The sequence below is a fragment of the Mesorhizobium sp. BHbdii genome, assembly GCF_053848045.1.
On sequence record NZ_JBSPKX010000004.1, the window covers coordinates 515,225 to 535,431 of the forward strand.

General features: G+C 62.7%; 20 protein-coding genes and 1 pseudogene. 11 read left to right on the forward strand and 10 right to left on the reverse strand.

Annotated features, from left to right (window positions below; translation table 11 throughout):
- Nucleotides 1-56 precede the first annotated feature (56 nt).
- Nucleotides 57-1,052 carry an ABC transporter ATP-binding protein gene (locus ACWTU8_RS23075; RefSeq protein ID WP_455850035.1) on the forward strand — a complete coding sequence of 332 codons (996 nt, stop codon included), beginning with the start codon at nt 57-59 and terminating at the stop codon, nt 1,050-1,052.
- 20 nt (nt 1,053-1,072) lie between these two features.
- Nucleotides 1,073-2,944, forward strand: coding sequence for a CocE/NonD family hydrolase (locus ACWTU8_RS23080; protein ID WP_455849964.1), 1,872 nt, complete (start codon nt 1,073-1,075; stop codon nt 2,942-2,944).
- Nucleotides 2,945-3,000: 56 nt separating this feature from the next.
- On the opposite strand, the pseudogene ACWTU8_RS23085 reads toward ACWTU8_RS23080, so the two are convergent.
- A pseudogene (locus tag ACWTU8_RS23085) lies at nt 3,001-3,276 on the reverse strand (proline iminopeptidase-family hydrolase); the annotation flags it as partial.
- A 3-nt stretch (nt 3,277-3,279) separates the two neighbouring features.
- Between ACWTU8_RS23085 and ACWTU8_RS23090 the strand changes: the two are divergent.
- The 3 genes from ACWTU8_RS23090 (at nt 3,280) to ACWTU8_RS23100 (ending at nt 5,369) form a co-directional block, all read left to right on the forward strand.
- Nucleotides 3,280-4,254 carry an ABC transporter ATP-binding protein gene (locus tag ACWTU8_RS23090; RefSeq protein WP_455849965.1) on the forward strand — a complete coding sequence of 325 codons (975 nt, stop codon included), beginning with the start codon at nt 3,280-3,282 and terminating at the stop codon, nt 4,252-4,254.
- Between the two features lie 234 nt (nt 4,255-4,488).
- Nucleotides 4,489-4,953, forward strand: coding sequence for an alpha/beta fold hydrolase (locus ACWTU8_RS23095; protein ID WP_455849966.1), 465 nt, complete (start codon nt 4,489-4,491; stop codon nt 4,951-4,953).
- An 11-nt stretch (nt 4,954-4,964) separates the two neighbouring features.
- Complete coding sequence (locus ACWTU8_RS23100) at nt 4,965-5,369, forward strand: alpha/beta fold hydrolase (RefSeq protein WP_455849967.1); 405 nt, start codon at nt 4,965-4,967, stop codon at nt 5,367-5,369.
- Between the two features lie 36 nt (nt 5,370-5,405).
- On the opposite strand, the gene ACWTU8_RS23105 is transcribed toward ACWTU8_RS23100, so the two are convergent.
- From ACWTU8_RS23105 to ACWTU8_RS23145, 9 genes are all read right to left on the reverse strand, one after another.
- Nucleotides 5,406-6,302, reverse strand: a complete 897-nt coding sequence (locus ACWTU8_RS23105; protein WP_455849968.1) for an arginase family protein — start codon at nt 6,300-6,302, stop codon at nt 5,406-5,408.
- Between the two features lie 469 nt (nt 6,303-6,771).
- Nucleotides 6,772-7,851, reverse strand: a complete 1,080-nt coding sequence (locus ACWTU8_RS23110; protein WP_455849969.1) for an ABC transporter ATP-binding protein — start codon at nt 7,849-7,851, stop codon at nt 6,772-6,774.
- Nucleotides 7,848-8,648 (reverse strand): ABC transporter permease, encoded by an 801-nt coding sequence (locus ACWTU8_RS23115; RefSeq protein WP_455849970.1) that lies wholly within the window; start codon nt 8,646-8,648, stop codon nt 7,848-7,850. The genes ACWTU8_RS23110 and ACWTU8_RS23115 overlap by 4 nt, the downstream gene beginning before the upstream one ends.
- A gap of 1 nt (nt 8,649) precedes the next feature.
- Complete coding sequence (locus tag ACWTU8_RS23120) at nt 8,650-9,510, reverse strand: ABC transporter permease (protein ID WP_455849971.1); 861 nt, start codon at nt 9,508-9,510, stop codon at nt 8,650-8,652.
- A 67-nt stretch (nt 9,511-9,577) separates the two neighbouring features.
- Complete coding sequence (locus ACWTU8_RS23125; RefSeq protein ID WP_455838908.1) at nt 9,578-10,582, reverse strand: polyamine ABC transporter substrate-binding protein; 1,005 nt, start codon at nt 10,580-10,582, stop codon at nt 9,578-9,580.
- Nucleotides 10,583-10,647: 65 nt separating this feature from the next.
- On the reverse strand, nt 10,648-12,123 hold the full coding sequence (locus ACWTU8_RS23130) for an aldehyde dehydrogenase (RefSeq protein WP_455849972.1): 1,476 nt from the start codon (nt 12,121-12,123) through the stop codon (nt 10,648-10,650).
- Entirely contained in the window at nt 12,120-13,172 is a 1,053-nt protein-coding gene (locus ACWTU8_RS23135; RefSeq protein WP_455849973.1) for an LLM class flavin-dependent oxidoreductase, read from the reverse strand. Before ACWTU8_RS23135 ends, ACWTU8_RS23130 begins: the two co-directional genes overlap by 4 nt.
- Nucleotides 13,169-14,977 (reverse strand): alpha/beta fold hydrolase, encoded by a 1,809-nt coding sequence (locus ACWTU8_RS23140; RefSeq protein ID WP_455849974.1) that lies wholly within the window; start codon nt 14,975-14,977, stop codon nt 13,169-13,171. Before ACWTU8_RS23140 ends, ACWTU8_RS23135 begins: the two co-directional genes overlap by 4 nt.
- The gene (locus ACWTU8_RS23145; RefSeq protein ID WP_065007144.1) at nt 14,970-15,557 is read right to left on the reverse strand and encodes an amino acid synthesis family protein; all 588 of its coding nucleotides are present in this window, start codon (nt 15,555-15,557) and stop codon (nt 14,970-14,972) included. Before ACWTU8_RS23145 ends, ACWTU8_RS23140 begins: the two co-directional genes overlap by 8 nt.
- Before the next feature lie 146 nt (nt 15,558-15,703).
- Between ACWTU8_RS23145 and ACWTU8_RS23150 the strand changes: the two genes are divergently transcribed.
- The 6 genes from ACWTU8_RS23150 (at nt 15,704) to ACWTU8_RS23175 (ending at nt 20,206) form a co-directional block, all read left to right on the forward strand.
- The gene (locus ACWTU8_RS23150) at nt 15,704-16,375 is read left to right on the forward strand and encodes a GntR family transcriptional regulator (RefSeq protein WP_455838912.1); all 672 of its coding nucleotides are present in this window, start codon (nt 15,704-15,706) and stop codon (nt 16,373-16,375) included.
- A gap of 244 nt (nt 16,376-16,619) precedes the next feature.
- A complete protein-coding gene (locus tag ACWTU8_RS23155; protein ID WP_455849975.1) occupies nt 16,620-17,207 on the forward strand; it encodes a sulfocyanin-like copper-binding protein in 588 nt (195 codons plus the stop codon).
- Between the two features lie 36 nt (nt 17,208-17,243).
- Nucleotides 17,244-17,453, forward strand: a complete 210-nt coding sequence (locus tag ACWTU8_RS23160; protein ID WP_455849976.1) for a hypothetical protein — start codon at nt 17,244-17,246, stop codon at nt 17,451-17,453.
- A 14-nt stretch (nt 17,454-17,467) separates the two neighbouring features.
- Nucleotides 17,468-18,289 (forward strand): SDR family oxidoreductase, encoded by an 822-nt coding sequence (locus tag ACWTU8_RS23165; protein ID WP_455849977.1) that lies wholly within the window; start codon nt 17,468-17,470, stop codon nt 18,287-18,289.
- A 10-nt stretch (nt 18,290-18,299) separates the two neighbouring features.
- Nucleotides 18,300-19,247, forward strand: a complete 948-nt coding sequence (locus tag ACWTU8_RS23170; RefSeq protein WP_455849978.1) for a 3-hydroxyacyl-CoA dehydrogenase — start codon at nt 18,300-18,302, stop codon at nt 19,245-19,247.
- Nucleotides 19,244-20,206 carry a 3-keto-5-aminohexanoate cleavage protein gene (locus tag ACWTU8_RS23175; protein WP_455849979.1) on the forward strand — a complete coding sequence of 321 codons (963 nt, stop codon included), beginning with the start codon at nt 19,244-19,246 and terminating at the stop codon, nt 20,204-20,206. Before ACWTU8_RS23170 ends, ACWTU8_RS23175 begins: the two co-directional genes overlap by 4 nt.
- Nucleotide 20,207: the final 1 nt, after the last annotated feature.

Genomic DNA, 20,207 nt, shown 5'->3' on the forward strand with positions numbered 1-20,207 from the left:
TCTCCTCGACTCCGGTTGCGGCAAACATTCAAAGCTCCTCACCGGGTTCTGGCGGGATGGTGCCGCTGATCGAACTGAACGAGATTTCTCACAGCTTCGGCACACGGCCCGATTTCGCTGCTCGTTTGGCGATCTCGCTCAAACTTGCCAAACCGGCGGCAAGGGTGCAGGCGATCGACGGTGTCAGTCTCGCCGTTCGCAGGGGTGAGGTTCTGGGCCTCGTTGGCGAGTCGGGATGCGGCAAGTCCACGCTGGGGCGGATCGTCGCCGGCATTGTGTCGCCTACCAGGGGATCGGTATCGTGGCGCGGCAAGGATATGAAGGCGCTCCCGCCGTCCGAGCGGCGTGAAGCCAAGCTGCGCGTGCAGATGATATTCCAGAACCCCTATGCCTCGCTCAATCCGCGCCGCAAAGCGGCCGATATCGTCGGCGAGGCCCCGCGCGTTCACGGGCTGGTCGGCGGCGATCTCGGCACCTTTGTCGATGAACAGTTCCGACGTGCCGGCCTCGATCCGGCGTTGAAGCACCGCTTTCCGCATCAGTTTTCCGGCGGTCAGCGCCAGCGGATCGGCATTGCGCGCGCGCTCGCCGTGCAGCCGGAATTTCTCGTCTGCGATGAGGCCGTTGCCGCTCTGGACGTCTCGATCCAAGCGCAAATCCTCAATCTCTTCATGGACCTGCGCGAGAGGCTGAACCTCACCTACCTGTTCATCAGCCATGATCTCGGGGTGGTCGAGCACATCTCCGATCGGGTGGCGATCATGTATCTCGGCCGCATCGTCGAAGAGGCCCCGTCCGAGGAGATATTTGCCCGGGCCAACCATCCCTACACGCAGGCGCTTCTCGCCGAGGTGCCGCGGATCGAAACCACCAAACGCGGCTTTGCCGCGATCAAGGGTGAATTGCCGAGCCCACTCTCGCCGCCGAGCGGCTGTCATTTCCACCCGCGCTGCCCGCACGCGATGCCTCGTTGCCGGACCGAAGCGCCGCGACTGAAGGTGGTTGCTGCCGGACACAAGAGCGCATGCCACCTCAATGACGCTGCCGTCTGAACGCCTTGGAATTTTTAGCGATGACCGACCTCCAGGCGTTCCAGTCCGTGACCGATGACATGGTCCTCTGCCGCGACGTCATGGTGACGATGCGCGATGGGGTAAGACTGGCGACCGACATCTACGGACCGGCAAGGGGAGGCCGCGCGCTGGACCGGCCAGCTCCCGTAATCATTGAGCGGACGCCTTATGGCAAGGCGATGGCGTCGCGCGCCGAGCTCGAGGTCGGTATGACCGAACCGATGGATCGCGCGACGGTCGCCGAGCATTTCGTGCGCCATGGTTACATCGTCGTTTATCAGGACTGCCGCGGCCGCTACGGCTCGGAAGGCGAGTTCGTCAAATATCGCTCCGAAGGTCCGGACGGCTACGACACGCTTGCATGGATCGCAGCCCAGCCCTGGTGCAACGGCCGGATCGGCACCATGGGCCTTTCCTATGCCGCACATACCCAAATGGCGGCGGCGTGCCTTGCGCCACCGGCTCTTGCTACCATGATCCTTGATTCCGGCGGGTTCTCTAACGCCTTCACCTGCGGCATCCGCCAAGGTGGCGCGTTCGAGCTGAAGCAGGCGACCTGGGCCTACCGGGAAGCCCGCGAGAGCGCCGTTGCCGCCGGCGACGAGTTGGGCCAAAAGGCGCTCGGAGCGGAAAACCTGCATCGCTGGTTCGGCAGAATGCCGTGGTCGGAGGGACGTTCGCCGCTCCGCTGGGCTCCGCAATACGAGGCCTATCTGCTCGAGCAGTGGCGGCACGAGACCTTCGACGATTTCTGGAAGCAGGTGGGCATTCATGCAGCGGGCTTTTACGATGCCATTCCCAACATTCCGATCGCGCTGATGTCGAGTTGGTTCGACGTCTATGTCCCGACGACGTTCGAGAATCTGGCTGGCCTTGCCAGCAATGGCAAACGACCGCTCGCCTTGATCATGGGTCCGGGCTTGCACGGCGACCGCAATCTGTCCTTTGCCGGCGACGTCGATTTCGGACCGAACGCTCCGCTCGGCGGCAATGTGGCGGCGAGCTGGCTGGAGTTTCGTCGCCGCTGGTTCGATCGCTGGCTGAAGAGCGGGCCGGAGGGCGATCTCGACGAGGAGCCGATCCGCCTTTTTGTCATGGGCGGGGGAAAGGGCACGAAAAATGAAACGGGCCGTCTCGATCACGGCGGGCGCTGGATAAAAGCCAAGCGGTGGCCGCTGCCGCGCGTGACGGAGCAAAGCTATTATCTGCACCCCAACGGCAGGCTCTCGGAGGCCTTTCCTGTGGCCGACGCCGTCGCGCTGACCTATGATTTCGATCCCGCCGATCCCGTCCCGACCATCGGCGGGGCGCTGACCAGCGGTCAGCCGATCTTCGCCGGCGGCGGCTTCGACCAGAGAGAGGAGGACAGGTTCTTCGGCTGCCGCAATTTCGGCTTGCCGCTTTCCGCCCGTCTCGATGTCCTCTCCTTCGAGACCGAGCCGCTTGCCGACGATTTGACCGTGCTCGGACGGGTGGCGGTGGAGCTCTGGGCGGCGACCGATGCAACCGACACCGACTTCACGGCGAAACTGATCGACGTCTATCCACCGAGCGCAGACTATCCGACGGGCTTTGCCCTGAACCTGACAGACGGGATTTTCCGCTGCCGTTTCCGGCATTCATTCGAAAGAGCCGAGCTCGTGAAGCCTGGGGAGATCATGCGGCTTCGCATCGAGTTATTTGCGACCGCCAATCTGTTCCGTGCCGGCCATCGGCTGCGGCTGGACATCTCTTCGAGCAATTTTCCGAAGTTCGACGTCAATCCGAATACCGGTGCGCCGGCTGGCCTCGGCCGTAGCCGGCAAGTGGCGCGCAACACGGTTTTTCTCGATGGGACGCGGCCATCGCGGCTGATCGTGGAGAGATTATGAGCAAAGCCCTGCACAATAAGCTTGCGCAAAGATAGGCTGCTGTGGGGGTATGGACCTCAGTCGTATCTGGCCAGAAAGCGTCCGACGGCGGCGAAGCAATCGTCCTTCTCCTCGACATGCGGCATGTGGCTGGAATTCGGGAAGACCATACCTTCGACGTCGGGAATATGATCGAGAAAGGGCTGGACGCAGGCTTCGGTCGCTTCGTCGTAAAATCCGCGGAACGCCAAGGTCGGCGCCTCGATCAGATGCAGGCGGTCGACGATGGTCCAGTTCCGCATGGTACCGATGACGTGAAATTCATTGGGTCCGTTCATGGTGTGATAAACCGTCGGATGCGCCCGCTGCTCCGGACCAGCGACCTTTCTAAATACTATCACGTCGGCCGCTCGATCTTCCCGGCGCAGCGCCGGACGGTCCAGGCGGTCGACACGGTATCGCTCGATATCCGGCTCGGGGAAACGCTTGGCATCGTCGGGGAGTCCGGTTGCGGTAAATCCACTCTCGGCCGATGCCTGGTGCGCCTGACCGACATCACCTCCGGTTCGCTGGAGTTCGAGGGCCGCGACATTACCGACGCGTCCCAGCGCCAACTCCGTCCGTTGCGGCGGCAGATGCAGATGGTCTTTCAGGATCCGAGCGCCTCGCTCAATCCGCGCCGGCGCGTCGGCGATCTGCTGGCCGACCCGTTCCGCATCCATGAGCGCCTCTCGGCATCCGAAATGGCGGACCGCGTCGCCGAGCTTCTGCGCCGGGTTGAATTGTCCCCCGAGCACGCGTCGCGCTATCCCCACGAATTCTCGGGCGGCCAGTGCCAGCGTATCGGCATTGCTCGCGCGCTGGCGCTCCGGCCACGGTTGATCGTGGCCGACGAGCCGGTCTCGGCGCTCGACGTTTCGATCCAGGCCCAGATCGTCAATCTGCTCGCCGATCTGCGCGAGGAGTTCAACCTGACCTATGTATTCATCGCCCATGACCTCTCCGTGGTGCGTCAGATTTCGACGCGAGTGGCCGTCATGTATCTGGGATCCATCGTGGAGAGCGGGCCGACCGATCTGGTCTTTGCGGCACCCAGGCACCACTACACTGCGGCACTCCGTTCCGCGGTGCCGATACCTAGTGTCGATCGGGCGCGGCGCGGGCGGCTCGTCCTGAAGGGTGACCTGCCGAGCCCTATGAACCCACCCTCCGGGTGCCGGTTCCACACCCGTTGCCCGGCCTCTACCTCCACGTGCCGCAACGAGCGGCCGCTTCTGCAGAGCACGGGAGACGGTCGCCTGGTTGCTTGCCACCATCCAGGGGGCGGGTAAGGCGCGGGATCTCGTCGGGAACACAGGTGGAAGGCTGGGAACCCCGAAGAGTCCGACGGCGATTGTGTTTGAGGAACAAATTGTCCCTCAAAAATAATCGACTGGGGGTGATTTTTGCCCGTCCGGGCGTATCCGCAAGCACGCTATAGCGCCACGTAACCCACTGATTTAGAATAAATCCGGGAGAACGGCGGGCGAACCGAGCAATGGCTCGGCGAGAGAAGGAGGCCTGCGATGATCCGGCACTATCTTCGTGTCATGGGCGGAAGCCGTCTCGCGGTGGATGTCGGAGGGGATCCCTCCAGTCCCGCCCTATTGCTGCTGCACGGCTTTCCCAGTTCAGCGCGCACGTTCCGGCATCTGGCCCCGATGCTCCTCGACGACCTGTTCGTCATCGCTCCCGATCTTCCGGGGTTCGGGGAGTCCGATGTCCTCGCCTCGACCTCCTTCGAAGCAATGGGGAAGGCAATCCTCGAAGTCCTCGACCACTTCTCCGTCGGTCCCCGCTTCATCTATCTTCACGATTTCGGCGCGCCAGTCGGCTTTCATGTCGCGATGTATGCGCCCGCACTGGTGACGGGTCTGATCATCCAGAATGCCAATGCTCATACCAGTGGGTTCGGCCGCCAATGGGCAGATACCATCGCCTATTGGTCGAACCCCACCGCGGAGAATGAGGCCCCGCCACCGCTCATCTGACCTGGGAAGGGATGCGGTATCAGTATGTCGGGGGCCTGCCCGACGATATTGCAAAGTCCATCGCTGCCGAAAACTGGGATGAGGACTGGCGCGTGATGAGCCTGCCGGGACGGCTCGAGGCACAACGTGCCCTCGTGGCGGACTATGGAAACTATGTGCGCCGCTTCGCAGAGATCCAGAGCTATCTGCAAACCTACCAGCCGCCTGCACTGATGGTGTGGGGTCGCCATGACCCCTTCTTCGAACTCGCCGAAACCATGAGTTGGATCGAGGCGCTTCCCCGTATGGACGCCCATATCCTCGACGCTGGTCATCTCCTGCTCGAAACCCGTGCGGAAGCGGCAGCTCACCTGATCCTTGATTTCATCAACAGGGAAAAGGCCGGTCCAGGTGAATGGGTCACGGTGTCGGATTGACCGCCGTCAGCAAATTTATTTGTTATGGTTTCAATACTAAGCGGGCGCGGCAGTGCCGAGAGCTACGGTTAGGACATCAGCAAGGCCACGGCCGGCGCTGCCGTCGACGTCGAGGCGCGGATTGTAGATGGCGACCTCGAGCCCGACCGCCTTTCCGCTCGCCAGGATGATCCGGAGCGCCGCCGAAAGTTCGTCCCACGACAGCCCGCCCGGTACGCGGAAATCGACCGCCGGCATAATCCGATCGTCGAGACAATCGGCGTCGAGATGGATGAAGAAGCCGTCGAGTTCCGCCCGCGTCAGGTGGCCAACGGCCGCCCGAGCGGCGGCTTCGACGCCCAGGCGGCGGATGGCGTGCAGATCGTAGGCCATGAGCTCCGCTGGCAAAGGCTGGCTGCTGAATTCGGCCTGGTCTTGATGGTCGCGAAATGCGAGGGCGACAGCGTCCTCGGGACGCACCAACGGGCGGCGACCCTCCAGATCGGTCAGCAGCGCCGGCCCGTAGCCGGTGACGAAGGCCAGGTCCATGGACGCGCCTTCGCCATTCGGTTCGGCCTCGGGCTGGAAGAAGTCGGCGTGGCCGTCGATGAAGAACAGGCCGTAGCGGCCGCGCCGGCGCAGCGCGAGCATCGGGCCCAGCACGATCGTACAGTCGCCGCCCAGCACCACCGGGAATTCGCCCGCATCCAGCACCTCCTCCACGGCGTCGGCGAGCTTGGGCGACCACGCCGCGATCGCGCTGGCATTCAGCGTCAGAGTGGCAGGGTCGGGCTTCGGGTCTTTCGGCGGGACGGCCAGTCGCCCGGCATGGCGCGCATGGATGCGGTCGGCGAGGCCCAGTTCCAGCAGCCGACCGGGCAAGCCCTCGACGCCGTCGGTCGCGAGACCCAGCGAAGAAGGCGCTTCCAGGATGGCATAGGGTCGGGTCGGCATCAGATGCTCCAGATATGGCGAATAAGAACCGGCGCAATGCCGGCGGTCTCTGCCACTTAGCGCTGCGGGCCGAGGCTGCCCGTCTCACGGCCACATAAGCGATGCTTTTGCGGCCAAAACTCACCTCGCAGCCGACGTAGCCTCGGTACGCAACACCTCTCGGTACGCTTCAGGCCGCCACGCTCTTCGACGTTGTCTCCAGCACCGCTGACGGTATTTTTCTCGTCAATTCGATCGCGTTGTTTTCGCCGGAAGTCGCACCACGCGGGCAATTGATACCGAAAGTGGACAAAGCCGAGGACAATTCAACCCGCCCAATTCCCTTTTGAAGTCAAAACCGCAAATTCTGACCGTGGAAGACAGGTCTTGGTGCGTCGACGTGGTGTTGCTGCAGCATGTGGCGATGAACATCTCGGACCTGGCGAGGCCCTAGCGCGAGTTACGCCGTGCTGAAGTCAACTGTCGTCTATCAGGCTGGAAACAGAAATGCGGCAGCGGGATCGAAAAAAATCTGCTGTCTGCTCGAGGCGATGCCTTCCTGTGCTTCCGCCATGTCGGATGTCGGCCTGACGTCGATCTCCTGACCGGCGGCCGTTCGCGCGATGACGCGTCGCCGCTCGCCGAAGAAAGCGGTGTCGACGAATTCGACCGCAAGCCCGGCAGTGGCCGGGCCGGGTCTCAGCCGAAACGCTTCCGGCCGCACCATCAGCCTGGTCTTCTGGCCATGGCTGAAGTCCTGATCGATCCTGACGCCCGAGACAACCGAGCCATCGGCCAGGCGGATCGTGGCGGAGCCGTTGATGGTTTCAAGATGCTCGGCTGGCAGGAAATTGGAATTTCCGATGAAGCTGGCCACGAATTCGCTCGCCGGTCTCAGATAGAGGTCCTCACCGGTGCCGATCTGCTCGATGCGCCCTTCCCGAAACAGGGCGATGCGATCCGAAAGATGCAGGGCCTCGTCCTGATCGTGGGTGACGTAAAGGATCGTTACGCCGGTTTCGCGATGGATGCGTCGTATCTCGGCCTGGATTTCCTCGCGCAGCTTCTTGTCGAGCGCCGAAAGCGGCTCGTCCATCAGAAGGATCGGCGGATCGTAGGCCAGCGCCCGGGCAAGCGCCACGCGCTGCTGCTGTCCGCCGGAAAGCGCGCCAGGATATCGGCCGCCGAAACTCTCCAGCCGCACCAGCGACAGCATCTCGGCGACTTTTCGTTTGACCTCGGCGTCCGGCCGGCGGCGCACGCGCAACGGAAAGGCAACGTTCTCGGCGACGGTGAGATGCTGGAACAGCGTGTAGCGCTGGAACACCATGCCGATATTGCGCTTGTGCGACGGCACCGACAGCAGCGACCTGCCCTTGAAAAGAACGTCGCCGGATGTCGGATGCTGAAAGCCGGCGATTGCGTAGAGCGTCGTCGACTTGCCAGAGCCGGAAGGGCCGAGAAAGGTCAGGAATTGGCCCCTGGGTATATCGATCGTGACATCGTGCACGGCGACGAAGCTGCCGAACGCCTTGCGCAGGTCGCGAATGGAGAGGAAGGGTTCGGTCATTTCGACAATTTCCGCCGAATGAGTGCGGTTACGATCATCAGGCTCAGCGTCAGGAAAACGAGGAGGCTGGAGGCCGCGGCGATGACCGGGCTCAGATCCTGGCGCAGGCTGCCCCAGATCTTGACCGGCAAGGTCTGCAAGGTGGGGCTGGCCATGAAGATCGCGACCACCACCTCGTCCCATGAGGCGAGGAAGGCGAAGATCGCCGCCGAGAAAATCCCGATCTTGATCGCCGGCAAAGTGACCCGGAGCTTTGCTTCGAATGGGCTTGCGCCGCAGACGATCGCCGCATCCTCGATGGATTTATCAAACGCTTCGAGTGCCGCGGTGATGGGAATGATGGCGAAGGGGAGTGCCAGGACTGTGTGTGCGATGACGAATCCTGCCGTGGTGCCACCAAGCCCGATCCGCAGGAAGAATGCGTAGATGGCGATGGCGAAGACCACGACCGGCAGCACCATCGGCGTCAGCAGAAGGCCGCGAAGCGTGTTGCGCCCGCGAAACTGTCCCCTGACCAGGGCGAAAGACGCCAGGAGCCCGATGGCGACGGCAAGGATCGCAGCCATAGTAGCAATGCGCGCACTGGTCAGCGCCGCTTCGAGCCAGGCCGGATCGGCGAAGAGCTCCTCATACCATTTCAGCGTCCAGCCGGGCGGCGGAAAAGCCAGCCACCGCGACGATCCGAACGACAGAAGCACAATGAAGACCACCGGCAGTAGCAGAAACGCGGCAACCAGGCCGGTGAAACCGAGAAGTGCTGCACGCAGCCAGCCCAGCCGGTCGTAGTCGAGCAGCATCTCAGATGCCTCCTGTCATGCGCTTGGCGCCGACGAGGCGCAGCTGCAGCGCGTAGAGCGCCATGGTAACCAAAAGCAGGATGAAAGCCGCCGCGCTTCCGAGCCCCCAGTTGAGCAAGGACTGGATCATCTGGGCGATCATTGCGGCGAGCATCATGTTGGAAGTGCCGCCGAGCAGCGTCGGTGTCACGAAATAGCCGAGCGACATGACGAAAACCATCAGGCCGCCTGCAGCTATTCCCGGAAGCGACAATGGCAGCAGGATGCGGCGGAAGGCCTCGAAGGGGCTCGCACCGCACAGAGCGGCGGCGCGCAGCGTCATCGGATCAATGGCGCGCACGGTTCCGACCAGTGGCAGTATCATGAAGGGCAGCATGATGTAGACCATGCCGATGGTGACGCCGGTCAGGTTATTGATCAGCGGCAGCGGCTCGCTAATCAGGCCGATCTCCATCAGCGTCCGGTTGATGACGCCGGTGCGTTGAAGCAGCACCATCCAGGCATAGGTGCGGGTGAGCAGATTGGTCCACATCGACAGGATGATGATGCCGAAGACGATCGAGCCGAGGGCAGGCGGCATGATCGCCAGCATCCAGGCGACTGGAAACGCCACGATCACGGTGACGGCGGTGACGACGGTGGCGACCAGAAACGTATTGAAGAAGACTCGCGCATAGGTGCCGTCGCCAAACAGGATTGCGTAGTTCTGCAGGCCCGGTACGGGTTCGGTTACGCTGCGCAACAGCAGCGCAACAACCGGCACCACGAAGAACAGGGTGATGAGGGTCAGCGCTGGCAGGGCGCCGCCGACGCCATCTGGCCGTCGGAGGATTGGCTGTCGATGAAGCAAATTGCCCGACATGGCGATGATCCCGCAGCTCAGGCGGGACGCCTAGCGACGCCCCGCCGGTTCATGGTGAGGTCGGCGGCTATTTGGCCTGCCAGGCGTACCAACGCTCCGCGATCGTGTCGCGGTTTTCAGCCCAGTAGTTCATGTCGAGGTTGATCTGCCCGTCGACATAGGCGTCCGGCAACGACTTGACGACATCGGCCGGCATTTCGGCCTTGGCTGCCTTGTTGATGGGTGCGTAGCCGCTTGCTTCAGCAAACATTGCCTGGCTTTTCGGGCTTGTCGCTGTGGCCAAGAATTTCATGGCGCTCGCCTTGTTCTTCGAACCCTTGGGGATGACGAGCACGTCGGCGGCGGTCATGTTCTGATTCCAGGATGCGCCGACATCGGCGCCGTCCTGCTTGAGGGCGAAGACACGTCCGTTCCAGAGCTGCCCGAAGGCCGCTTCACCGGAGGCGATCAGCTGTTGCGACTGCGCGCCGCTATCCCACCAGACGATTTCTGACTTGATCGTGTCGAGTTTCTTGAACGCCCGGTCGAGGTCGAGGGGATAGAGCTTGTCTGCCGGCACACCGTCGGCCAGCAGTGCGATTTCGATGACGCCCGGCGCCGACCATTTATAGAACGTGCGTTTGCCGGGAAATTTCGTCAGGTCGAACATGTCGGCCCAGCCCGTTGGTTCGCCCGACACTGCCCCTTTGTTCCAGGCAAGAACGAAGGAGTAGTAGAAGCTGCCGACCGCATGGTCGGTGGTGAAGCGAGGATCGAGATCGGCTTTCGGCACGACGTTGAAATCGATCGGCTCCAGCAGGCCGTCCTTGGCCGCCTTGATGGCGAAATCCATTTCGACATCGACGACATCCCAGGCGACGCTGCCGCCTTCCACCATGGCCTTCAGCTTGCCGTAGTCCGTCGGGCCGTCCTGCAGGACCTTGATGCCGGAACTCGCTTCGAACGGAGCAGCCCAGGATTTGGTCTGCGCTTCCTGGGTGGTTCCGCCCCAGCTGGTGAACACCATCTCATCGGCGTGCGCGGCAGTGGCTGCCAAGAATCCGGCCAAAATGCCGGTCAAAATCAGTTTCATGTCATTCTCCTCTGTTGGTTGCTTGGTTTCTTGTTGTTATGAAATTGCGCGATCGCGGCGCTGCCTCATCGCATGACGAACGGATCCGGGATCGGCTCGTCGGATATCCGTATCCAGACGGATTTCGAGCGCGTGTAATCGCGGATGGCGTCGAGCCCGCCCTCACGGCCGAGCCCCGACTGACCATAGCCGCCGAACGGCACGAGCGGCGAAACGGCGCGGTATGTGTTGACCCAGACGACGCCGGCATGGATGTCGCGCGCCATGCGGTGCGCCTTGGCGAGATTGGTGGTGAAAACGCCTGAGGCCAGGCCGAACGGCGTATCGTTGGCAAGCGCCAGGGCTTCAGCTTCCGTGTCGAAGGTGAGAACGCTGAGCACCGGACCGAACAATTCCTCCCGCACGCAAGGCAGTCCTGTGTCCTCGGCGTCGATAATGGTCGGTGCGTAGTAGAAACCGCGCGGATGCTCGTCGGGCCTTTTTCCGCCGGTGACCAGCGTCCCGCCCTTGGCGAGGCTCTCGGCAACGATCTTCTCGATCCATTCCCGCTGGCGTGGCGTGGCCAGTGGTCCCATTTCGGTGGCCGGATCCTGCGGATCGCCGATTCTGATGGCCTCGGCCTTGTGCTTCAGCCTGTCCAGGAACTCGCTCTTTATCGACCGCTCGACAAGCAGTCGGGAGCCGGCGACGCAGCTTTGTCCAGAAGCCGCGAAAATCCCGGCCACGACCGCGTTTGCCGTACTGTCCAGGTCTGCGTCGGCGAAAACGACAACAGGGCTTTTCCCGCCCAACTCCAGCGTCGTGTAGGCGAGATTTTCCGCCGTGTTGCGGACGACCGCACGAGCGGTCGAAGGGCCGCCGGTGAAGGCGACGCGTGAAACCAGTGGATGACTTGTCAGGCGCCGGCCGCAATCGTGCCCGAACCCGGTCAGTATGTTGACGCTTCCGGCGGGAAATCCGGCCTCGTGAACGAGTTCGGCGAAGGCCAGCAGCGGCGCTGGGCCGTCTTCCGAAGCTTTCAGGACGACCGTGCAGCCGGCCGCCAGCGCCGGGCCGAGCTTGACGGCCGAAAGGAAGAGTTGCGAGTTCCATGACACGACGGCAGCGACGACACCGATCGGCTCGCGGCGGATGGTGACATCCATATCAGCCTTGTCGATAGACACATGCGAGCCTTCATGCTTATCGGCAAGCCCGCCATAGTAACGGTAGTAGTCGCCGACATAGGCGATCTGGGCGCGGGTCTCGCGGATGATCTTGCCGGTGTCGCGCGTCTCCAGTTCCGCCAGGCGGCCGGCATTGGCGACGACCAGCTCGCCGAGGCGCACCAGCAGCTTGCCGCGCGCCGTCGCCGTCAGCGATGTCCACGCGGCGGAGCGCAGCGTCCGGTGCGCCGCCTCGACGGCGCGGTCAACATCGGCCTCGGTTGCGGCGGGCATCGTCGCCCAGGGCGCTCCGGTGGATGGATCAATGCTTTCAAAGGTGGCTGTCGGCGTATCGAACGCCCCATCTATGAAGTTCCTGAAGGCCGCAAGGGTCATTGCGGCCTCCCATGCCGAAAGGCCGGCATCACCTTGTCGACGAACAGCTGCAGCGACTTTTTCTTGCGCTCGTGTGGCAGGCCGCTGTCGATCCAGATCGAATATTGGTCGTAGCCGAGCGCCTCGTACGCCTTCAGCCGGGCGATCACCTCTTCGGCTTCGCCGATAACCAGGTTCTGTCGGACCTTGTCCGGCGCATATTGCGGCATGGCTGCGATCTCGTCGTCGGTGAGCGCCTCCAATATGCCTTGACGAACAGGCTTCTTGTTCTGGAACCAGGCGCCGAACTGGCAGTAGAACAGCGACAGGTCCTTCGTCAGCTGCTCCGCATCGGCGGCGTCCTCGGCAACGAATGTGTGCATCAGCAGCATGATGTCGGGGCGGGCCATGTCCGGATGCGCTGCGCACGCCGCGTTGAAGCGTTCCATCAGGCTGGTGACCTCGCCATCGCCCGAGGCGAGCGGCGTCACCTGGACGTTGCAGCCGTTGGACACGGCGAAGTCGTGCGAGTTGGGATCGCGCGCCGCCACCCAGATCGGCGGGTGCGGTTTTTGCACCGGCTTGGGCGACGAGGTGGTCGATGGAAACGACCAGAACTCCCCGGACATCTCGAAGTCGCCTTGCCAGAGACCCTGGATAGCGGGGATGATCTCGCGCATGCGCTGGCCCGCGCCCCAGGCGTCGAGCCCCGGGAACAGGCGTTGGTATTCATAGCTGTAGGCGCCGCGCGCGATGCCGATGTCGAGCCGGCCGCCCGTGATGACGTCGGTCATGGCTGCTTCGCCGGCAAGCTTGATCGGATGCCAGAACGGCGCGATGACCGTTCCTGTGCCGAGCCGGATGCGCTTCGTCCTGGCGCCGAGATAGGCGATGTTGATGAACGGGTTTGGCGAGATGGTGAACTCCATGCCGTGGTGTTCGCCGATCCAGGCCGTCTCGAAGCCTGCCGCCTCGGCCATCAGGACCAGTTCCTCAAGCTCGTCGATGAGCTCGGCATGCGGCTTTGCCGAGTCCGAGCGTTCCATATGGACGAAGAGCGAGAACTTCATATCTGTTCACCCGGATTAGAAGTGTTCATGGGTGCCGGCTTGGCGAGCGGACGGACTTCACCTTCGACCTCGTTGCCGACATAGACTCCAAACGCATCCTCCCGACATTCGCGAACGTAGCGGGCAAGCATCGAGCGCACAGCAGTGTCGGCGATGTTCAGTCCGGCAATCCTGTCGATGTCGACGAGCTGGACCTGGCCATCGCTGGAGTGGGGCGTGTCTACCGTGCCGCGGTAGTAGACATGCGTTCGCGATGGGCTTGCTGCGTCGTCCCAGACCGCAAACAGGAACCCGAGATGAGCCTCGATGGCCTGCGCAGCGAGGCGTCCCCTAAGGCTTCGTGTATCGCCGGACGTCCCCAGTCCTCGGCCCGCCGGCAATTCGAAAAAGCCATCGACAGTTTCGAAGAACAGCACGCGGCCTTCATCTTCGAGGATAGCGCCGACCTCCATGTCGGGTGGCGCGGCCGCCAGCGCTTCCTGGCTGAGACCGGGCGAGACATAGGCGCCACGGCAATAGCCGAGGGGCTGCGATGAATTGTGAGAAAATTCGCGAACGCGGCCGATCAGGATCGAATGATCGCCGGCGTCGACCAATTGCTCCATGTCACAGTCGAACGTCGCCACCGATCCACCGAGCAGCGGGCTGCCGGTCTGGCCGAAGCGCCATTCGACAGCCGAGAACTTGTCCTGCGATTTCGAAGCGAAGACGCCGGACGCAGCTCTCTGTTCCTCCGAGAGCACGTTGATGGCAAAGCACTTCGAGGTCGAAAACACAGGATGACCCAGCGCTTTCTTGGCAATGCAGACCAGAACAAGCGGCGGATCGAGCGAAACGGATGTAAACGAATTGGCAGTAAAGCCTCGAGGCTCCCCTTCCGGCCCGATCGCGGTGACGATGGTAACGCCGGTCAGGAAGGAACCGAGCGCCCGCCTGAATTCGCCCACGTCGAAGGCTGTGTCCATCGCCGGTAGCTCTGATGTGCTTGTGCTGTCGTTGCTCTCGAGAAAATCGACAATGCGCCGTGTGACCGCGTCGGGCGAGGCTATGGCCATCATGTGTCGTTCGCCCTCCAGAACGACGCAGCGACCGCGCGGCGCGAGGCGGGCCATCGCTGCCGACATCGCAGGTGAAGAATTCCTGTCCTGCGAGCCGGTCATGAACAGGGCCGGCACCGCGAGACCCGAGAGACGATCGCCATGCGCCGCATCCGCATGGGCGAAAAGTCGATATGTGCGCGCATAGCCTTCGCGGTTGACGCTTTGCAGTGCCGCGCGCGTCGTCCTTGCGGCCTCTGCCAGGCTGTCGGGGACCGGATTGCCGAACCAGCGCGCGATCGTTGCGTCCGTTCCTGACGGGTTTTTCGCGCCGTTTAATTCGGCGGCGCGTTCGCGCACCGCCTGCGCAAGGGCCGCCGGGCGGCGAAAGACCGCGTTGAGCGACACGATGCTGCGGACCCGTTCGGGAGCATCAAGCGCGATTTCCTGCCCGACCAGCGCCCCCATTGAATGGCCAACGATTGAGACGGCACCCAAGCCAAGGTGATCAAGAAGCCGGATCGCCTGTCCGGCATAGTCGGCAAGGCTGGCGTCCTCGGGTGGTAGCGGCGACCGGCCGTGTCCCAGCATGTCGATCGCGATCACATCCCATTTGCCCCTCATCAGCTCGATCTGTGGGCCCCAGACCGCCGCATTCATGCCGACGCCGTGTATGAGGAGGACCGGCGCGCCGGATCCGGCACGGATGAAGCCAGTGCCGTCAGGCGCCGTTCCGCGATGCCAGCCAGGGGCGGTCAGCTCAGCCATGCAGGTCGCCGACCTCCTTGAGATCCTGATAGCGGTCGCCGATGCGATGATGAGGTCGTCCGCCAATCGAGGCGCCAAGCGCCACCACCAGCTCGTCCGGCGCCGGTGCATCGCCGATCTGGAAATGCACTGTCAGGTAGTGCGAACGTCGGCCTTCATCGTTCTTGTCCATGAGCGGGATCATGATGGGTGTGTTCGGCCCGCCACGGAGGTTGGTGAAGGCAAGATAGGTCTTGGCGCCGACGGCACGCCGATAGTGGTTGCCGAAATGCAGCGTGTGGATGAGCGCGGAGGCATGCTCGATCTCGCCCGAAGTGCCGCATATTGCGGCCTTGCCGTAGCCTTCGATCGCTTCGCCGGATCCCGCGACTGCGAGAATTTCATGGGTCAGCATCTCCCCCAAAACCGGCGCATAGGCGCGGATCTCGGGAGAAAGGTCCTCGATGAAACCGCGCCCGGCCCAGGGATTGTCGAGCACTGCCGCCACGCCGATCAGGCGCAGCGCCCGGGGGGCCACCTTGCCGCCTTCAATCAGCGTGTTCTCGACATAGGTGACGATCTTTCGGATGGCCGGCTTCATCGAATCCTCGGTGGTGGATCGGGCCGAGACATCCGGAAAAGTTCCTTTTGCCTCGACAATATTATGGTATACCATGCTACTGAAAACCAAATCCCTTGTCAACGGATCGTCGAATCTGTTTCTTTGCGGATGCTGGGAGAGAAGAATTGGCCGACGACACGCTCAGGATCGAACGATCCACCAAGACGCTCAGAACACTGGCGCTGGAGCGCATGCGAGACGCGATCATGGGGTTTCACTTCCAGCCCGGCGAAAGATTGGTCGAACGGCCGCTTTGCGACCAGCTCGGCGTCAGTCGCTCGGTGGTGCGCGAAGTTCTGCGGCAGTTGGAGACCGAGGGGCTTGTCCAGATGATACCTGGCCACGGACCTGCCGTTGCCCGCCCAGATCTCAGCCGCACCGACGAGATTTACGAACTGCGCGCTCTGATGGAGGGCATCGCAGCGCGTGCCTGTGCGCTCACGGCGACGCAGGACCAGATCGCCGCGCTTGAGGGCGCATTGGATGTGCTGCTCACGGCGTGGGCCTCAGCCAATCCGATCGAGGTGATGCGGGCGACTACAAAATTCTATGAAGTGCTTTTCGATGCCGCCGACAAGCGCATCGCCTGGGAGATCGTCCAGGGTTTGAACGTCCGCATCAACCAACTGCGTTCCATGACCATCGCTTCGGTGAATCGTCGCGATGCCGCAATCGCCGAAATGACCGACATCATGAACGCGATCAGGTCGCGCAACGGCGATGATGCCGAAGCCGCGGCCCGGCGACATGTGGAGCAGGCGTGGCGAATTGCGCAACAGACCCTTCGCGATAGCTGAGGCAGAAACTTCACATTAGGGAATCGCCCGTCGCCCTCGCATTGACGCACCGCAGGCATTCCAACACGCATCCAACCCGATGACATAGCAGCAACAATGGCGTTGTTCCTGATAGCGCACTCTGGGTTTGCTGGTGTGGATGCTATTTCGAGCGTATTCTCTTCCTTAGGGAACAAGCCAGGTCGACCTCGATTGGTGGTCGCTTGCGCTCGGCCGCTCCGCTCGGGAGGAGCCTCTGATTGCGATGGCGCGCTTTGCTCACCTTGCCCTTCTCGCCGTCGCCTTGGCATTATTGCCTGGAATTGCGCTGGCTGGGGAGCCTTTCGTCCCGAGCTGGATCAACAACGATCCTGCAGCCAAGACAGTGGCCATAGAGATTGTTGCCGATTGGAACCAAGTCGAGCGGTATCGCAGGGACAACATCCGGACCGACATTATTGACTTCAACGGTTACTGGGGCGGCAATCTCACCATCGTCGTGCCAGCAGAATGGTCGGTAGAGATCGAGTTCATCAATGGCTCCTCGTCTTTCCGGCACAGCCTGATGGTGACCAGGGTCTACGCTCCGTCAGAGATGCCAGTGAAGTTGACGGCCGAGGATGCGATCTGGGGGGTGTACACCGATCCGCCAGAGGGAATTAAAATCAATGAGAGGAGGCAACTCAACTTTGTTGCGCAGCAGGCCGGGAGCTATTTCCTCGCCTGCGGGAGGCAAACGCATCTAATGGACGGACACTGGATCGGTTTCGAGGTGAGAGACAGCATCAAACAGGCCGTGGCAATCATAGACGAAACCAATTTTCCGCAGGAGCAGCCTCCAGGGCGCCCTTAGGGGCTATGCGAGCTAGCCGCGCATTATGGCGTGGTCTTGGAGATCAATGCAAATCCAAGGGGGCTTATCTGGAAACTCGAGAGTATTGGCGTGCCCGAGCAGGTTAGAACTGCTTCTGCTTGCCAAGCCACCAGCGAGGCAGCGCTTTCGTCACTACTTCAGCTGCCCTATGCCACAAGGGCAATTCTGTACGGCCTGGTCGTTCTGGGCGCTGTCATGGCGCTGCGCGAACGGCGGCTGCAATGAGAAAGGACGGGACGATGAGTGCGACGGCGATAAGTAAAGGGGCGCCGACATCGGCGGACGATTTTCTGACCGGGCTGAAGGGGCAGCGCGTGCTGGTGACGGCAGGTGCCGGCGGTATCGGCTTGGCCATTGCCGACACGCTGTCGCGGCTCGGCGCGCGCATCGTCGTTTGCGACGTTTCGGACGAGGCTCTGGCCGCTGCTCCGGACAAGATCGCCCTCGTTGCCGCAGTCAAGGCCGATGTCTCGCGCGAAGACGACGTCGACCGGCTGTTCGAGACCGTGAAGGAAAAGCTCGGCGGCCTCGACGCGCTGATCAACAATGCCGGCATCGCCGGGCCGACCGGCGGCGTCGATGAAATCGATCCGGCGGACTGGCGGCGCTGCATCGACATCTGCCTGACCGGCCAGTTCCTGTGCGCCCGGCGTGCCGTGCCGCTGATCAAGGCGGCGGGCGGCGGCTCGATCGTCTCGATGTCGTCCGCCGCCGGCCGCCACGGCTACGCTTTCCGCACCCCCTATTCGGCGGCCAAGTTCGGCGTCATCGGTTTCACGCAAAGCCTCGCCAAGGAACTCGGGCCGCACGGCATAAGGGTCAACGCCATCCTGCCCGGCATTATCGAGGGACCACGCATCGACAAGGTCATCGCCGACCGGGCCAGGCAGCTCGGGGTTTCGAACGAGGAGATGACGCAGCGCTATCTCCAGAACATCTCGCTGCGCCGCATGACCAGCCCCTATGACGTCGCCGCGATGGTCGCCTTGCTGCTGTCCGATGCGGGCATCAACATTTCCGGCCAGTCGCTCGGCGTCGACGGCAATGTCGAAACACTTTGAGGAACGGAGCATGATGAAGGTAGCAATTGTCGGCAGCGGGTTCATCGGACGGGCATGGGCGATCAGCTTCGCCCGCGCCGGCCATGATGTGCGGATGTGGGACCAGTCGCCGGCCGCGACGGCTGGCGCGCACGATTACATCGCCGGCGTGCTGGGCGACCTCGCCGCGAACGATCTGCTGCGGGCACAGGCAATCGACGCCGTGCTTGATCGCATCGCCGTGGTGGCGGAACTGGGCGAGGCGCTGGCCGATGCGGTCCATATCCAGGAGAACACGCCCGAAAACCTCGACGTGAAGCGCGAGGTGTTCTCCCTGGTCGACGCACTGGCCGGTCCGCACGCGGTGATCGCCAGTTCCACCTCGGCGTTGCTGCCGTCAAAATTCACCGACCATCTGCAAGGGCGGCACCGCTGTGTGGTCGTGCATCCGATCAATCCGCCCTATCTCATCCCGGCCGCTGAAGTCGTGCCGGCGCCATGGACCTCCCCCGAAACGGTCGAAAGGACTCGCACCTTCCTCGTCGCCGCGGGCCACGCGCCGCTTGTGATGAAGCACGAGCTCGACGGTTTCATCATGAACCGCCTGCAGGGCGCGCTGCTGGAGGAGGCTTTCCGGCTTGTCGCCGACGGCTATGCCAGCGTCGAGGATGTCGATATCGGCATCCGCGACGGGCTGGCGCTGCGCTGGTCGTTCATGGGGCCGTTCGAGACCATCGACCTCAATGCGCCGGGCGGCGTGCGCGACTATGTCGAGCGCTATCAGACGATCTATGCCAACATCTTTCCGCAGATGCTGCGTCGCGTCGACTGGGCGGGCGAGGTCATGGCAACCGTCGAGGCCGACCGCCGCAAGCGGCTGCCGCGGCAAGAACTCGTCGAACGGCAGGTATGGCGCGACCGCCGGCTGATGGCGCTGGCAGCGCATAAGAAAAAATCGGATCAGGAGTTTGGAAGATGACGGAAACAAGCCGCAAGCCCGGCGCCCAGCAGACCAAAGGCAAGGTGATCATCACCTGTGCGGTGACGGGGGCGATTCACACGCCGACCATGTCGCCCTTTCTGCCGATCACCCCGGACCAGATCGCCTCCGAGGCGATCGCGGCGGCGGAGGCGGGTGCGGCGATCCTGCACCTGCATGCCCGCGATCCCCAGACAGGCAAGCCAGACCAGACGCCTCAGGCCTTCGCCCGCTTCCTGCCGCGCATCAAGCAGGCCACCAACGCCGCCATCAACATCACCACCGGCGGCAGTCCCTACATGAAGGTCGAGGAGCGCGTGCGCCCGGCCGCCGAGTTCAAGCCCGAGGTCGCCTCGCTCAACATGGGTTCGATCAATTTCGGGCTCTACCACCTCGTCGACAAATACGAGACCTTCAAGTTCGACTGGGAAAGGCCGCATCTGGAAGCGACGCGCGACCTTGTCTTCCGCAACTCGTTCAAGGATATCGAATACATATTGGCAACCTGCTACGACAACGGCACGCGCTTCGAGTTCGAGTGCTACGACATTGCCCATCTCTACAATCTCTCGCACTTCGCCGACCGCGGGTTGGTGAAGCCGCCGTTCTTCGTGCAGTCTGTGTTCGGTCTGCTTGGCGGCATCGGCACGCATCCCGAAGACGTCGCCCATATGAAGCGCACCGCCGACCGGCTGTTCGGCGACCAGTTCCGCTGGTCGGTGCTCGGCGCCGGCGCCAGCCAGCTTCGCATCGCTGCGCAGTCGGCAGCCCTTGGTGGCAACATCAGGGTTGGCCTGGAGGACAGTCTGTGGGCCGGCAAGGGTAAGCTTGCCAAAACGAACGCCGAGCAGGTGGTACTTGCCCGCAAGATCATCGAAGGCCTCGGCATGGAGGTGGCGACGCCCGACGAGGCGCGCGAGATCCTGTCACTGAAGGGCGGCGACAAGGTCGCGTTCTGAG